Here is a 15,016-nt window from a genome sequence, read left to right as displayed (position 1 = left end):
AGCGGGTGGCAGGATGGCCGGCATGCTCATCGTCGCCGGCACCCTCTACGTCGATCCGGCCCGGCGGGACGCCTACCTGGCGTCCTGCGAGGCCGCCGTCCGCGCGGCCCGGGACGCGCCCGGCTGCGTCGACTTCGCGGTCAGCGCCGACCTGGTCGAGCCGGGCCGGATCAACGTCTACGAGCGGTGGGAGTCCGACGAGCAGTTGCTGGCGTTCCGGGGCTCCGGACCGGAGGCCGAGCAGGTGACGGAGATCCTCGGCGCCGAGGTGCACAAGTTCCGCATCTCCGGCGTCGAGGCTCCCTGACCGTCGCTAGATGAAGACGTCGAGAAGCAGGACGCCGAGGAAGCCGACCACCGAGATGATGGTCTCCATCACCGACCAGCTCTTGATGGTCTGCCCCACTGTCAACCCGAAATACTCCTTTACCAGCCAGAAGCCGGCGTCGTTGACGTGGGAGAAGAACAGCGACCCGCAGCCGATGGCCAGCGCCAGCAGCGCCACCTCGGGGCCCTGGAGCGTGGCGGCCAGCGGCGCGACGATACCGGCGGCGGTGATGGTGGCGACGGTGGCCGAGCCGGTGGCGACCCGGATGCCGACCGCTACCAGCCAGCCGAGCAGCAGCGGCGAGAGGTTCGCACCGTCGGCGGCGTTCGCGACCAGGTCGCCCACGCCGGCGTCGACGAGTACCTGCTTGAAGCCGCCACCGGCGGCGACGATCAGCAGGATGCCGGCGATCGGCGGCAGCGAGCCGCCGAGGAAACCGGAGACCTGGGTACGGCTGAAGCCGGACCGGTAGCCCAGGAAGATCATGGCGAAGATGACGCCTGCCAGCAGGGCGATGATCGGGGTGCCGGCGATGTCCAGCGCCTTGCGGCCTGCGGTGTCCTCGCCGAGCGTCAGCTCGCCGATCGCCCGCAGCAGCATCAGCACCACCGGCAGCAGCACCGTCACCACAGCCGCCCAGAGCGCCGGGGCCCGGCGCGATCGCCGCCCGACCGGCTCGTCGATCGCGCCGCCGGGCCGTCCGGTGCCCGGGTTGACCAGGTCGTCCGCGGTAACCAGGTCGCCGTCGGCGTCGAGCCGGCCGTCACCGGGCCGGGTCGGGCTGCGGTCGACGGCCGCGTCGCGCCGGGTCGGCAGCAGCGCGGCCGGTGCGGTGGCCGGCACGTACCGGGCGATGAAGTTGCCGAAGACCGGGCCGGCGATGATCACCGTGGGGATCGCCACCAGCAGGCCCAGCGCGAGCGTCTGACCGAGGTTGGCGCCGAGCGCGTCGATCGCCACCAGCGGGCCGGGGTGCGGCGGCACCAGGCCGTGCAGCACCGACAGGCCGGCGAGCGCGGGAATGCCGATCTTCATCAGCGGCACGTTCACCCGCAGCGAGACCAGCAGCACGATCGGCACCAGCAGCACCACGCCGACCTCGAAGAACAGCGGCAGGCCGATAAGCGCGGCCACACCGGCCATCGCCCAGGGCAGCGCGGTCCCGGAGACCCGGCCGACCACCCGCTCCACGATGCCGTCCGCCCCGCCGGACTCGGCCAGCAGGCCGCCGATCATCGCGCCGAGCGCGATCAGCAGGCCCACGCCGCCCACAGTGGAGCCGACGCCGCCGCTGAACGAGGTGACGATCTTGTCGACGGGTACGGCGGCGACCACGCCGAGCACCGCGGCGCCGAGGATCAGCGCCAGGAACGGATGCACCTTGCCCCACGCGATGAGCAGCACCACCGCGGCGATGCCCAGCAGGGCCGCGAGGACGAGCTGGGTGTCACCGGCGTTCGTGAGCGGCTCCGCGGGTGCGGCGAGCAGTGTGACCACGGCTATCACGCCCTTCGGTCGGTCAGCGGGGTGGTGCGGTGGGTGGTGGTTCCGGCGGAAGGCTCGGTGCCATCCGCCGCAGGGACGCGAACGTGGGTACGAGGGCGTCGTACAGCTCGGAGAAGAGGGGGAGCAGTGCGGCGTACGTGGCGGCGGAGGCGGGATCCGGGCGGACCGTCTCCTCGATCCGGACCAGATCGGCGGCGACCTCGATCGAGGAGATCAGGCCGAGCGCCTGCATGCCGAGCAGCGCCGCGCCGAAGCCGGACCCCTCGTGCCCGGCGGGGAACCGCACCGGCATGCCGAGCGCGTCGGCGAGGATCTGCCGCCACAGCGCGCTGCGGGCGAACCCGCCGCTGGCGCGGACCTCGCGTACCTCGTTCCCGGCGGCCCGGACCGAGGCGAGGACCAGGGCGAGCTGCTGGCAGACGCCCTCCAGCGCGGCCCGGACCAGGTGCGCCCGGCCGTGGCCGTGGGTCAGCCCGACGTACGCGCCGCGGGGCAGCGCGCTCCAGTGCGGCGCCCGCTCGCTGAGCAGATAAGGCAGCATGATCAGCCCGCCGGAGCCGACCGGCGCCGTGGCGGCCAGGTCGAGCAGCTCCTCCTCGGCGTGCTCGCCCAGCTCGGGGGCGAGCGCATCGTTCGCCCACTGGAGGACGATGCCGCCGTTGTTGATGGCGCCGCCGACCACCCAGCGGTCCTCGGTGAGCGCGTAGCAGAACACGCCGCCGAGCGGGTCCACGCCGGGGCGTTCCACCATCACCCGCATCGCGCCGCTGGTGCCGATCGAGCAGGCCACCACGCCGGGGCGTACCGCGCCGAGCCCGAGGTTCGCCAGTGGCCCGTCGCCGGCGCCCACCACGAGCGGGGTGTCCACAGGCAGCCCGGTGGCGCGGGCCGCCTCGGGGGTGAGCCCCGGCAGCACGTGGGTGGTGGGTACGAGCTGGGGGAGCTGTTCCTCGGTGATGCCGGCGAGGCGGAGCGCCTCGGTGTCCCAGGCCAGCCGGTGGATGTCCATCAGGCCGGTGGCGGAGGCGACCGAGTGGTCGGTGACGAGCGCGTCGGCGAGCCGCCGCAGTACGAGATCCTTGATGCCGACCCAGTGCGCGACCCGCTCGTGCAGCTTCGGTTCCTGCTCGGCGAACCAGACCAGCTTGGGCAGCGGCGCCATCGGGTGGACCGGGGTGCCGGTGCGCCGGTGCAGGGCGAGCCCGGAGGGCGCGGCCCGCAGGCGCTCGGCCTGCGCGCTCGCGCGGGAGTCGGCCCAGGTGATCGACGGGGTCAGCGGGGTGCCGTCGGCGTCCAGCCCGATCAGGCTGTGCATGGCGGTGCTGAACGACAGGCCCGCAACCGGTACGCGCAGCTCGTCCACCACCGCGCGGATCACGCCGAGCACGGCTTCGTGGATGAGGTCCGGATCCTGCTCGGCCCAGCCCGGATTCGGCTCCTCCAGGGGGTAGCCGATCGAGTGGCTGGCCAGTTGCCGGCCGGTGGTGTCGAACGCGACGGCCTTGGAACTGGTGGTGCCGATGTCCACTCCCACCACCACGGCCGGGTCGCCCACCGGTGCACCTCCTCGCCGCCCGGGGGCCGCGCTCCGCCCCGCCGTTGCGGCTGACGTTACCGACGTGTCCACGCGCGCGCATGACGAAGCGGGAGCGCCGGGAGCCGGTGGCACGGAACGTGAATCGACGCGGGAGTTTCCGCCGATTGTGTAGGTCAATCAGCCGATCGGTCTAATTGGCGACTTTCGCGTGTCTTCGTACCCCTGCCGCACAGTTGACATGAATGACACCCCGATTGGTGGGCTCGCGCGGCGGAGGAGTCGGCGTGACGAAGACTGATTCGACGGGTTCCACATGGCGGTACCGGTGGGCGCACCGGCAGAACGAGCGGCGTCAGCGGGCCTTCCGCGCCGCCGACGAGGCGTGGCGACGCCGCGACGACGAGCTGCGCCGCCTGCGTACCCTCGCGGTGTCCTTCCACGGCTCGGCTCAGGCGGGCGTCGGCCTGCCGATGGAGCTGGCTCCCGGCGAGGTGGTCTTCTGGACACTCCCGGCCGCGCAACTGGTCGAGGTCCGGCACACAGCCGTGCTGCCCGCCCCCGAACTGACAGTCGACCCCGACCCGCCCGCGCTGCGCCCCCGCCGCCCCGAGGGCGTCAAGGTGGTCGACGCCGGGCTCGCCGTGCTCACCAACCGGCGCCTGGTCCTGCTCGGCGGACGCGGCCGGCGCGACTGGGCGTACGGCCGGATGACCGGCCTGTCCCACGACCCCGGCGCGCCGGTCACCCTGATCCAGGTGCTGGACCGGCGGCGTACCTCCGGGTTGCTGCTGCCCACCGGCGCGGCGGCCGACTTCCGGTTCACGCTCACGCTGGCGTTCGCCGACGCGATCGAGCAGCGCGCCGCAGTCGTGGCCGAGCTGGACGAGCTGATCGCGGAGCACACCGCGGCGCGGCCGGAACGCCCCGCAGTGCTCAGCCCCGCCCAGGCCCGCGTCACCGCGCTGGTGCCCGGCGGCCGGCGGACGGTGGCGGTCGGCGCGGCGCTCGCGCTGATCGTGCCGGCGATGCTCATCGAGTCCAACCCGCCCACCCGGGCCGGCTCGGAGCGCGCCGCCGCCGCGACCCCGGGGGCCACCGGCACGCCCGCGCCGCCGCACGTCGCGCCCGCCGTCCAGGTCCGGCCCAGCACGAGCCCTGAGCCGTCCCGCGTCCGTCCCGCACCGCCGCGCGGCACGCCGCAGCCGCCGGTCGAGCGCCGCTGCGGCGCACCGGCGAACCCCTTCGGGTACGACTTCTGCGGCGGCCAGCGCGTCCGCCGGCCGGCTGCCGGGGTGTGCGACTGGTTCGAGTGCGTCCCCGGGTTCTGGTCCGACCGCGGCTGGCTGGTGCAGTGCCGCGACGGCTCGATCAGCCGCACCGGCGGTCAGCGCGACGTGTGCGCCGGTCACAAGGGGTTCCGCCGTACCGTCTGGCGGTGACGGAGGTCAGGCCACCGGGCGGGGCGTGACGCGCAGCGGCAGCAGCCCGGCCAGCACCAGCGCGGCGCCCACGGGCAGCAGGTTCAGGTTCACCGCGATCGCCAGGAACCCGGCCAGCACCAGCACCGGCGCCCACACCGGCAGCAGCCGGGCCGCCGCCGCCCGGTACAGCAGCACCAGCAGGCCCACCTCGAACAGCAGCGGTCCGCCGTACAGCACCAGGCCGGGCGTGGGCACCGCGTCGGCGAAGCTCGGGAACAGGTCGCCGAGGATCACCCAGACGAAGGCGGCGGCGCCGACCAGGCCGGCCGGTGCGGCCACGTCGTCGAGCGTCCGCAGTCGCGACGACCGGGTACGCAGCAGGCCGTGCAGCCCGACGATCAGCGCGGCGAAGCCGAGGACGCCGAGCAGGAACAGCGTGTGCCCGGTGTTCCAGGCCCAGGCGCCCTTGTCGCTGTGCCCGTCCAGGCGGTCGAGCAGGCGCAGCAGGCCGTAGCCGAGCAGCAGCACCGCAGACGCCACGGCGACCGGGCGTAGCCACTGGTGCGTGGGACGTGTGCGGGAATCGAGGAGGCTCATCGCCTCAGCGTTCCGGGCGCCCGTGCCCGGGACATCGGGGAGCGGTCCCGAACCTGACCCGGATCAATCCGCTCGCCTCCCGTAGGGGTGCCCGGATACCGTCCGGCCGTGTCCCGCACCGTCTCGCTGGTCCTGCTCGACGCCACCGGCCGTCCGCTCGGCGCGCTGCCGCCGTTCGACGTGCCGGAGCCGTGGTGGCAGGAGGTCCACTCGATCGTCGACACGGTCCGGCGGCGCCACGGTCTGGAGGTGACGGTGCTGCGGCTGCTCGACGCCGACCGTTCCGCGCCTCCCGGCGGCCACGTTCGCTACCTGGCGCAGGTAGTCGACGCGCCGGCCGTACCCCTGGAACCGGCGGCCGTGGACCTCGCACCGCACCCGCTGCGCCAGCCGTGGGCGGAGGCCGGCGGTCCGGCCCGCAGCATCGCGTGGGCGACCGGCGAGCTGAGCCGGCTCGGCCGCCGGGTGACGGCGGTGGCGCAGCAGCGCACCTGGAACCTCTCCGCCATCTGGCGCCTGGACACCGACCAGGGCCCGGCGTGGCTGAAGCAGTTCCCCCCGTTCGCCCGGCACGAACCCACAGTCCTGGGCTTCCCCGGTGATCAAGGAGTTGGTGTCGGTGACGATCTCCCAGACGACACGAACTCCTTGATCAACGGGCCGGTCGTGCTCGCCGCCGACAGGGAGGGGCGGATGCTGCTGGCGGACGTGCCGGGTGCGGACCGGTACGGGGCCGGGGAAGGCGAGCGGGCCGCCGTCGCGGCTGAGCATCATGCGGTGCAGCGGCGGGCGTGCGGGATCGTCGGCGAGTTGGTCGCGGCGGGGGTGCCGGACCTGCGCGGGGCGCGGCTGGCGGGCTGGATCCGGGAACGGCTCGCCGGGCACGACGTGTCGGCCGCAGCCGGCCTGCTCGACGGGCTCGACCGGCGGCTCCGGCAGGTCGCCGGCTGCGGCCTGCCGGACACGCTCGTGCACGGCGACCTGCACCCCGGCAACGTGCGCGGCGACGACCGGCGCCGGACCGTGATCGACTGGGCGGACTCGTTCGTCGGCCACCCCGCCTTCGACATCCTGCGCCTCACCGAGGACGTCGACGCCGGCGTCGCCGCCCGGCTGGTCGACGCATGGGCGCGACGGTGGCGGGCCGACGTGCCCGGCAGCGACCCGCACCGGGTCGTCGACCTGCTCCGGCCGGTCGCGCCGCTGCGGCTGGCCGCCGTGTACGCGATGTTCCTCGCCGCGATCGAGCCGGGCGAGCATCCGTACCACGTGCACGACGTGCCGGCCGCGCTGGCGCGAGCGGCGGCGGTGGCGCGACCCTAGATGCGGCGAACCGGGATCCACAGCTCCGCGTCGGCGGTGCCGCCGTCCTCCGCGACCCGCACCCGCGAGATCTCCGGCCCCGGCCGGGTCTCGTACGGGTTGGACGGGAACCACGACGTGAACACGGCCCGCCACAGGTGCTGCACCGCCACCGGGAACGCCCCGGAACTGGAGAACACCGCCCACTCGCCGGCCTCGACCGGCAGACTGCGCAGGTCGTCCGGCACGTCCGCGCCGGTGACCGCCGCGTACCAGTAGTCCAGCTCGGTGCCCTCGTCCCGGGAACCGGCCAGCTCGGCGCTGACGTTGACGATCCCGTGCGGCTCCTGGTCGGACAGCGCCTCGATGCGGCGGACGGTAGCCGGGTCGATGCCCCTGACGAACGCCACGATGTGCGGGTTCATCCCCTCGTGCACGAGCGGCACCCGGGCCGTCAGCCCGGCGAGCCGGAAGGCGTCCTTGGTCACGATCCGGTAGTCCATGCTGGTGTTCCCTTCGACGACGAGCCGGAAGGACATCCGGGGCTGGGACCGCAGCACCGCACCGGCCTGCCGGGCCTGCGTCGGCCCGACGCCGTGCACGGCCCGGAACGCGCGGGCGAACGCCTCGTTCGAGCCGTACCCCCAGCGGACCGCCACGTCGAGCAGCGACTCCCGGCCGGCGAGCACGTCGGCGCCCGCAAGCGTCATCCGGCGTCGGCGCACGTACTCCGACAGCGGCAGCCCGGCCAGCGCCGAGAACAGCCGGCCGAAGTGGTGCTCCGACACGCCCGCGATCCGGGCCAGCGCGGCCACGTCGAGCGGCTGGTCGAGCCGCTGTTCGAGGTGGTCCAGCGCGGCGTTGAGCCGATCCAGCACCCGGTCTTCCCTCCTGGTGACGCCTTCGACGCTAGGTTCCCGGCCGCCCACCGACCCGATCACACCGGACCCGGTCCGGTCGCCTCATCGACACTGGCGGGCGTGTCGCATCATGGCGTGGTGATCTTCCGGAAGCGGCACCACAAGAAAAAGAAGAGCCGGGACTGGTGCAACTGCGACGTGCCCACCTGCGACGGGCCGGGCTGCTGCGACCTGGGCCTCTTCTCGATGCTGCTCACCCTCGGCTCGGTGACCGCGGGCGTCGTCCGGCGGCCCGCCGTGGACCGAGCCGGCCGGGCCGCCATCCTCGGTTACCGGCGCTGGCTGTCGCACCGCTGGCCGGCGACCTGCCGCTACACGCCGACGTGCAGCGCGTACGGGCTCGCCGCGGTGGAGCGGTACGGGCTGGCGGTGGGTGGCCGGATGGCCGCGGACCGGGTACGCCGATGCCGTCCCGACGTCCCGCACGGCACCCACGACCCGCTGCACTGACCCCGCTCGCCTCCGCGCCGCGCGGACGTGCCGGCGCCACCTCGGGGAAGTGGCGGTGTTCCGGTGTGCCGGATGCCGCCACTGCGGCGACCTGGCGTCGATCAACGTGGCGGTCACCCGACCGACGTGGGGCCGCCGAAGACGACAGGTACGCCGGAGGAGTAGAGCACGCTCACCGGCGGCCCGTCCGGTGCGGGCAGGCCCGCGGCGGTGACCAGCTCGTCGTCGAGGTGCAGCAGTTCGGCGCGGTGCAGCGGCCACTGTGGATGCCAGTTCGGCAGGTGGCGGGTGCGGCCGTACGCCCGGGTGTGCAGGCCCCAGCGGGCGGTCAGGAAGTGTTCCAGCGGCGTCGGCTCGGGGATGGGCGCGCCGACGCGTACCGCCATCCGGCTGGTCGCGCCGGCCGGACCGGGCCAGCGGCGGCGGCAGCGGTAGGTGAGCGTGTCACCGGACCGGTCCAGCCGCATCGCCGACCACTTGTACGGCAGACGCAGGCTCACCTGGGCCACCAGCACCGGCACCAGGCGGGACGCGTCGAGCGAGCGGAACACGACAGCGCGCCGCCCCGAACCCTCGACCGAGTAGAGCCGGACGTTCGTCTCCCAGAATGTGCCGAGGTACGGCACGCCCGGGCCACGGCCGAGACCCAGCCCGACCATCCGGAACCCGATCAGCCCCACGTAGGTGAGCCCGTCGAGCGTGTCCGGCCGGGTGCCGGCGGGCAGCAGCGGCGCCACCCGTTCCGGCGGGACCGCCCAGTGCAGGAAGGCGAGATCGTGCCAGCGCTGCGCCAGCCAGGCCCGGCGGATGGCGCGTACGGGAGCGTGCTCGACCGGCTCGATCTCCACCGGTCCATCCTGCCTCCCGGACGCGCCGGGAGTCACTCCGGGCGGTGGCAGACCGCCTCGACGTTGTTGCCGTCCGGGTCGCGGACGAACGCGCCGTAGTAGGCGGCGTGGTATTCCGGCCACTCCTTCGGCGCGTGCAGCACCTCCGCCCCGGCCGCCACCGCCGCGTCGTGGAACGCGCGCACCGTCGCGCGGTCGGCGGCGGTGAACGCGATGTGCACCGGCACCGGCGTGGCGCCGGACGGCGCGGGCTCCACCCAGAAGTCGGGCGCGTCGACGCCGTAGCCGATCGGGCCGGGCTCCATCAGCCGCCGCCCGCCCAGCGGGGCGAGGACCGCGTCGTAGAAGGCGCCGCTGGCCTTCAGGTCGCGTACCGCTACGGAGAAGTGGTCGAGCACGTCGCCTCCCTGCGATCGTCGATGACCGCGCCAGGCTACGAGACCCCTACGACAATCCGCCGTGGTATTCGACGTACCAGCGAGACTGCTCGGCCACGTCGAACGCTGCTACGTCCTCGGGATCGACAGCCGACAGGTAGGCGAGAACCTCGGCCGCCTCCGCCGTGCCGAGCGTCCGCAGGTGAGCGAGCGTCTGCTCCCGCCCCGCCCCGCACAGCAACTGCCATTCCACGGAGCACGCGGCGTCGAAGCTGGAGTGCTTGGCCTGCCAGATCAGCAGTACGTCGGCCAGGTCACCGTGCAGGAACAACTGCTCGCAGCCCAGGTGGATGAGGGCGCTGTCGTTATCGGCACCGAGACGGATCTGCTCGCGCAGCATCGACCGCACCGGCTCGACGTCTGCCGGACGCAGTCCGTGCCGCTCGTACCATTCGTCGTCGTTCACGCGGTCATCCTGCCGGACACCGCGACCATCGGACCGGCTCGCCGTCGCCTGGCGGTGTCCGCGACGATCAGCAGGCCGGGAACCGCGCCGAGCAGCCAGATCACGCCCACCGGCCAGTGGATCACCTCGCCGACCGCGCCCCGGATCTCCGGCACGTCACCGACCACGTAGGACGCCTCCGGGTCGGTCGTGCGGCAGTCGAGCGTCCACGTACCCGGCATCGGCACCCGCACGGTCGCCACCCAGGAATAGGTGGCGGCGTCGCTGCCGTAGTCGCCCGGCGGGACGGAGACCGGCTCGGCCGTCCGGACCTCCGCGCCGCCGCCGGTGACGCGGCAGTCCGGGTCCGCCGGGGAGAAGCCCACCGCGAAGATCGCGTACGCCCCGGCGGCCGGTGCCGTGAACCGGCCCGCCGACGTCGAGTAGGGGCCGACGCCGCCGTACTCATGCGGGGGTTGCCCGATCGTGCTGTCCTCGGCGCCGAGCCCTACCGCGGACTGGGCCAGCAGCGCGCCGAACACCACGGCGAGCCCGCCGATCAGATAGCCGCGCCGCGACGCCGGGCGGGCCCGGTGGGGCAGGCGCCCGCCGGCGGCGTACCCGATCAGCGCTCCGGCCACCGCGAGCGCCGCGCCGCCGAGCAGAGCCCGCCCCCAGCGGGCCTCGCCGGTCAGCGGCACGACCCACCGGAAGAACGCCAGTGACAACGCGAGAAGCGCCGTCGCGACCAGCGTGGACACGCCCAGGGCCACCCCGGGCCGCCGGGGCTGCCGGGCCGCCAGCACGGCGGCGAGCACCGGTGACGCGAGCACGGGCCACCACAGCGCGGTCGAGACCGGCTGGTCCTCCTCCCATCTGTGGGTCCACTCGAAGAAGACCAGCGGAGCCGGCACCGTCGCCGCCAACCAGGCCGTCAGCACTCCGGGACCGGGCAGCGTCGCGCTCATCCGTCGATCCTCGACCACCCGGATCATCGACGGAAGTCCGCGAGCCGTCCGAAAGGGATTGCTCACGCAGCGTAGGATCGCGTGCGACACAGCCGAACACACGGGGGAAACGATGTTCGAGCGCCTGGGCAGATTCGTCGTGGGCAAGGCCTGGTGGGTGATCGGCGGCTGGGTCGTCGCCGCGATCGCGATCATCGCCGCCAGTCCTTCGCTGAGCGACATCACCTCCGCGGACCAGGAAAGCTTCCTGCCGCGCACCTACGAGTCGGTGCAGGCCACCGAGCTGGGCGCGAAGTCGTTCCCGCAGGCCGCCACCGCCACCGCAACGGTCGTCGTCAAACGCAGCGACGGCAAACCGCTGACCGCGGCCGACGAGGCGCGCGTGGGGCAGCTGGCCGCCGCGCTCAAGGCCCGGAACATCCCGCAGACCTCCGGCTACCTCACCGGCCCGCAGGCCGTCGCGCCGGACAAGTCCGTGCAGGTGGTCACCGTCGGTCTCGACGCCGACAGCCCCGACGACCCGGGCCTGCTCGACGCGGTACGCGACCTGCGCGCCGCCCTCGGGCCGGACCTGGCCGGCAGCGGCCTGACCGCCGGGGTGGCGGGCGACGTGGCGAGCTTCGTCGACAACGAGGACACGTTCAACGACGCGTTCGCCGTCGTCGGCGTCGCCACCATCGTCCTCATCATCGGGCTGATCCTGATCATCTTCCGCAGCCCGATCGCCGCGCTGCTGCCGGTCGTGGTCATCAGCGTCGTCATGTCCGTCACCACCGGGCTGGTCGCCGCCGCCGGCAAGGCGTTCGACCTCAACGTCAGCCAGGACCTCCAGACCATCCTGCTGATCGTGCTGTTCGGCATCGGCACCGACTACATCCTGTTCCTGCTGTTCCGCTACCGCGAGCGCCTGCGCGCCGGAGACGACAAGCGCACCGCCATGATCGTCTCGGTGCAGCGGGTCGGCGAGGTCATCACCTCCGCCGCCGGTGCGGTCATCGTGGCGTTCCTGGTGCTGCTGCTCGCCTCACTCGGCTTCTTCGGGTCGCTCGGCCCGGCGCTCGCCATCGCCGTCGGCGTCATGCTCGTCACCTCGCTGACCCTGATCCCGGCGCTCGTGTCGCTGCTCGGCCGGTGGGTGTTCTGGCCGTCGAAGGCGTGGCAGCGCCCGCCCAAGGCGACCCTGTCCCGGCGGCTCGGCGCCGTCGTCGGCCGCCGCCCGGCCGTGGTGGCCGCCGCTTCGGGCGCGCTGCTCGTCGCGCTCGCCGCCGGTGTGCTCGGCTACAAGGCCGACTACGACTTCGGCGCCGGCTTCCCGCAGGACACCGAGTCGGCGCGGGCCGCCCAGGACCTCCAGCGCGGGTTCGCCGCCGGGGCGCTCGCGCCCACCGAGGTCTACCTGACCACCGGCAACGGCACCCCGCTCACCGAGCAGCAGGTGAACGACTTCGCCGCCGCGTCGGCGCGCGCACCCGGCGTCGGGCAGGCGCAGCCGCCGGAGCGCAGCGCCACCGACCCGAGCGTCGTCCGGATCAACCTGCTGCTGAACGAGAACCCGATGTCCAACGAGGCGATCACGCTCGTACGCGACGACCTGCGGAAGTCCCTGCACGAGGCGGCTCCGCCGGGCACCAGGGCACTCGTCGGCGGCACCACGGCGATCTTCGCGGACATCAACTCGGCGAACAACAGGGACCTGTCGGTGATCCTGCCGGTGGCCGCACTCCTGATCGCGATCATCCTGGCGCTGCTCCTGCGCAGCCTCGTCGCGCCGGTCTACCTGGTGATCGCCGTGCTACTCAACTTCGCCGCCACGCTCGGCGCCACCGTCTACGTGTTCCAGGGGCTCCAGGGCAACCCGGGCGTGACGTTCCAGCTGCCGATCATCCTCTACCTGTTCGTGGTGGCGATCGGCACCGACTACAACATCCTGATGATCGCCCGACTACGCGAGGAGGCGCGCGAGGGCCACGAACCGCACCAGGCCGCCGCGATCGGGGTGGAACACGCCGGGCCGACAGTCGCCGCGGCCGGGCTGATCCTGGCCGGCACGTTCGGGGTGCTGATGCTCGCGCCGATCTCGTTCCTCCAGCAGATGGGCTTCGCGGTGGCGATCGGGATCGTGCTGTCCGCGTTCGTCATGTCGATGTTCTTCGTGCCGGCGCTGACCGGGCTGATCGGCCACAAGGCGTGGTGGCCGGGGCACGGCGACGAACGGCGCAACGGCGGCGGCCGGCACGCGGCACCGGCACCTGCGGACGCGGCGTCGACCTGACTGTGACCCGCCCCGGCGCGGCTCAGCCCTCGCCGGGGCGGACCAGCCCGCTCTCGTACGCGATCACGACGAGCTGCGCCCGGTCGCGGGCGTTCAGCTTCTGGAGCAGCCGGCTCACGTAGGTGCGGGCGGTGTCGGGGCTCAGGAACAACGCCTGCCCGATCTCCGCGTTGGACCGTCCGGCGCCCACCTGCGCCAGCACGTCCCGTTCCCGTGCGGTCAGTCCGGCCAGCCGCCCCGGGTCGGCCACCGGTGAACGGGCCGCCGCGGCGAGCACCCGCCGGGTGACGGCGGGGGAGAGCAGCGCGTCGCCACCGGCGACGGTCCGGACCGCGTCCCGCAGCGCGTCGGGCGGGGTGTCCTTGAGCAGGAAACCCGCTGCCCCGGCGCGGATCGCCTCGAACAGGTACTCGTCGTCGTCGAACGTGGTGAGCATGACGACCTGCACGCCGTCCAGCATCGAGTCGGTCAGGATCCGCCGGGTCGCCTCCAGTCCGTCCCCGCCGGGCATCCGTACGTCCATCAGCACGATGTCGGGCCGCTGCTCCCGTACCACCGAGAGGCCGCTGCCGCCGTCGCCGGCCTCGCCCACCACCTCGATGTCCGGCGCCCGGTCGAGCAGCGCGCGCAGGCCGGTACGTACGAGGTGCTGGTCGTCGACGAGCACGACGCGGATCGGGTTCACGCGGCGACTCCCGTCAGTGGCAGGTGGACCGACACCCGGAAGCCGGCGGTGCCGCCCGTGCCGGTTGCGGCGGTTGCTCCGGTGCTGCCGGTTTGGATGGTGCCGGTTTCTACGGTGCCGCCGAGCAGGGCTATCCGCTCGGCCATGCCGCGCAGGCCCTGGCCCGTCCCGTCCCTGCGCCCGGCGGGCGGGCCGCCGCGGCCGTCGTCCACCACCTCCAGCGCGAGCCGGCCGGGCGTGGCGCGGACCGTGACGGTGACCCGGGTGGCATCGGCGTGGCGCAGGACGTTCGTCAACGCCTCCTGCACGACCCGGTAGACGGTGCTGCCCACGACTGCCGGCAGCGTGTCCACCGGACCTTCGATCCGCAGGTCGACAGTCAGCCCACCCCGGCGTACGCCGTCCACGAGCGCCGGGAGCCGGTCGAAGCCGGGGGCCGGTTCCCGTGGACCGGGTTCCCGGCGCAGCGTGCCGAGCGTCGCCCGCAGCTCCGCCATCGCGCTGCCGCTCACCGACCGGATGGCGGCCAGCGCGCTCTCCGCCTGCGCCGGGTCGCTGTCGGCGAGCGCCTCCCGGGCGACGGCGGACTGCAACGTGATCACCGACATGGTGTGCCCGAGCGTGTCGTGCACCTCCCGGGCGATGCGCAGCCGTTCCGCCTCGACCTGACGGGCCGCCTCCCGGTGGCGCTCCTCGTCGGCCGCGACCGCCTGCCGGACCAGCGCCGCCCGCAGCGACCTGCGGTTGCGTACCGCGTCACCGAGGGCGATGACGGCGAGCAGCAACGCCGCCTCGGAGCCGAGTTCCGTACCGACGACCACCGCGATGTCGTCGCCCTCGGCCAGCCGGGCGACCACGGACACGGCCAGCAGGCTCCCGGCCACCACGGCGGCCGGGACGACACGCCCGCGCTCGGACACCCGGTAGAGGACGGCGGCGGCCGGGGCGGCCACTCCGACGGGCGGCAGGTCCAGCGCGTAGTACCCGAGGATCACGACCGCCGTGGCGACCAACGCCGGCAGCGGCCACCGCCTGGCGCACAGCACCAGCCCGCCGAGCACCGCGCCGACCACGACGGCGAGCACCGCGCCGCCGGGCGAGGGCCGGTCGGCCGCCACGGCCACCGCGACCAGGCCGAGCGTGGCCGCCGCGAGCAGCACATCGGCGCGGGTGGGCGAGGTGTCGGGCACGCCTTCGAGCCTAGGTCCGCGCGGACCCTCACCGCTGTCGTCCGCAGGCGTCAGGGACGACCCCGAGGCGTACGCCGAGAAGCGACATCCGGTCGCGCGGCCACGCGGACGACGGCCGGGGACGGCCGACCTAGCGTCGATGGCGTCCCCGAAACGTGAGGAGAACCCTC

The 15,016-nt window shown here is 73.7% G+C and carries 15 protein-coding genes; 5 read left to right on the top strand and 10 right to left on the bottom strand.

Annotated elements, in window-relative coordinates; genetic code table 11:
- Positions 1-22: 22 nt before the first annotated feature.
- Positions 23-307 (top strand): putative quinol monooxygenase, encoded by a 285-nt coding sequence (locus FB455_RS24940; protein ID WP_013474158.1) that lies wholly within the window; start codon positions 23-25, stop codon positions 305-307.
- 6 nt (positions 308-313) lie between these two features.
- On the opposite strand, the gene FB455_RS24935 is transcribed toward FB455_RS24940, so the two are convergent.
- Together FB455_RS24935 and FB455_RS24930 are read right to left on the bottom strand one after the other, a co-directional pair.
- On the bottom strand, positions 314-1,825 hold the full coding sequence (locus tag FB455_RS24935) for a GntT/GntP/DsdX family permease (RefSeq protein WP_145755071.1): 1,512 nt from the start codon (positions 1,823-1,825) through the stop codon (positions 314-316).
- A gap of 22 nt (positions 1,826-1,847) precedes the next feature.
- The gene (locus FB455_RS24930) at positions 1,848-3,389 is read right to left on the bottom strand and encodes a gluconokinase (RefSeq protein WP_145755070.1); all 1,542 of its coding nucleotides are present in this window, start codon (positions 3,387-3,389) and stop codon (positions 1,848-1,850) included.
- A 266-nt stretch (positions 3,390-3,655) separates the two neighbouring features.
- Here FB455_RS24930 and FB455_RS24925 point away from each other — a divergent pair, with 266 nt between their 5' ends.
- On the top strand, positions 3,656-4,810 hold the full coding sequence (locus FB455_RS24925) for a hypothetical protein (protein ID WP_145755069.1): 1,155 nt from the start codon (positions 3,656-3,658) through the stop codon (positions 4,808-4,810).
- A gap of 6 nt (positions 4,811-4,816) precedes the next feature.
- On the opposite strand, the gene FB455_RS24920 is transcribed toward FB455_RS24925, so the two are convergent.
- Entirely contained in the window at positions 4,817-5,389 is a 573-nt protein-coding gene (locus FB455_RS24920; protein ID WP_145755068.1) for a hypothetical protein, read from the bottom strand.
- A 108-nt stretch (positions 5,390-5,497) separates the two neighbouring features.
- On the opposite strand from FB455_RS24920, the gene FB455_RS24915 reads away from it, so the two are divergent.
- On the top strand, positions 5,498-6,712 hold the full coding sequence (locus tag FB455_RS24915; protein WP_145755067.1) for an aminoglycoside phosphotransferase family protein: 1,215 nt from the start codon (positions 5,498-5,500) through the stop codon (positions 6,710-6,712).
- Here FB455_RS24915 and FB455_RS24910 read toward each other — a convergent pair.
- The gene (locus tag FB455_RS24910) at positions 6,709-7,569 is read right to left on the bottom strand and encodes an AraC family transcriptional regulator (RefSeq protein ID WP_013284273.1); all 861 of its coding nucleotides are present in this window, start codon (positions 7,567-7,569) and stop codon (positions 6,709-6,711) included. The genes FB455_RS24915 and FB455_RS24910 overlap by 4 nt on opposite strands.
- 120 nt (positions 7,570-7,689) lie before the next feature.
- Between FB455_RS24910 and yidD the strand changes: the two genes are divergently transcribed.
- A complete protein-coding gene (yidD, locus tag FB455_RS24905) occupies positions 7,690-8,061 on the top strand; it encodes a membrane protein insertion efficiency factor YidD (protein WP_225319755.1) in 372 nt (123 codons plus the stop codon).
- 113 nt (positions 8,062-8,174) lie between these two features.
- Here yidD and FB455_RS24900 read toward each other — a convergent pair whose 3' ends face one another.
- From FB455_RS24900 to FB455_RS24885, 4 genes are read right to left on the bottom strand one after another with little or no spacing between them, the layout of a single operon-like run.
- Complete coding sequence (locus FB455_RS24900) at positions 8,175-8,909, bottom strand: YqjF family protein (RefSeq protein WP_145755066.1); 735 nt, start codon at positions 8,907-8,909, stop codon at positions 8,175-8,177.
- Positions 8,910-8,941: 32 nt separating this feature from the next.
- The gene (locus tag FB455_RS24895; protein ID WP_145755065.1) at positions 8,942-9,307 is read right to left on the bottom strand and encodes a VOC family protein; all 366 of its coding nucleotides are present in this window, start codon (positions 9,305-9,307) and stop codon (positions 8,942-8,944) included.
- Between the two features lie 46 nt (positions 9,308-9,353).
- Positions 9,354-9,752, bottom strand: coding sequence for a hypothetical protein (locus FB455_RS24890; RefSeq protein WP_030272997.1), 399 nt, complete (start codon positions 9,750-9,752; stop codon positions 9,354-9,356).
- Entirely contained in the window at positions 9,749-10,699 is a 951-nt protein-coding gene (locus FB455_RS24885; protein ID WP_145755064.1) for a hypothetical protein, read from the bottom strand. Before FB455_RS24885 ends, FB455_RS24890 begins: the two co-directional genes overlap by 4 nt.
- Before the next feature lie 112 nt (positions 10,700-10,811).
- Here FB455_RS24885 and FB455_RS24880 point away from each other — a divergent pair, with 112 nt between their 5' ends.
- Positions 10,812-12,971, top strand: coding sequence for an MMPL family transporter (locus tag FB455_RS24880; protein WP_145755063.1), 2,160 nt, complete (start codon positions 10,812-10,814; stop codon positions 12,969-12,971).
- Positions 12,972-12,993: 22 nt separating this feature from the next.
- Here the strand turns inward: FB455_RS24880 and FB455_RS24875 are convergent, their stop codons facing one another.
- Both FB455_RS24875 and FB455_RS24870 read right to left on the bottom strand, forming a co-directional pair.
- Positions 12,994-13,656, bottom strand: coding sequence for a response regulator transcription factor (locus FB455_RS24875; RefSeq protein WP_145755062.1), 663 nt, complete (start codon positions 13,654-13,656; stop codon positions 12,994-12,996).
- Complete coding sequence (locus tag FB455_RS24870) at positions 13,653-14,846, bottom strand: sensor histidine kinase (protein WP_145755061.1); 1,194 nt, start codon at positions 14,844-14,846, stop codon at positions 13,653-13,655. Before FB455_RS24870 ends, FB455_RS24875 begins: the two co-directional genes overlap by 4 nt.
- Positions 14,847-15,016: the final 170 nt, after the last annotated feature.

It is taken from the genome of Micromonospora sp. CNZ296, from assembly GCF_007827635.1.
The sequence above is the reverse complement of the archived record's forward strand: the minus strand, read 5'-3'. Positions and strand labels throughout refer to the sequence as shown.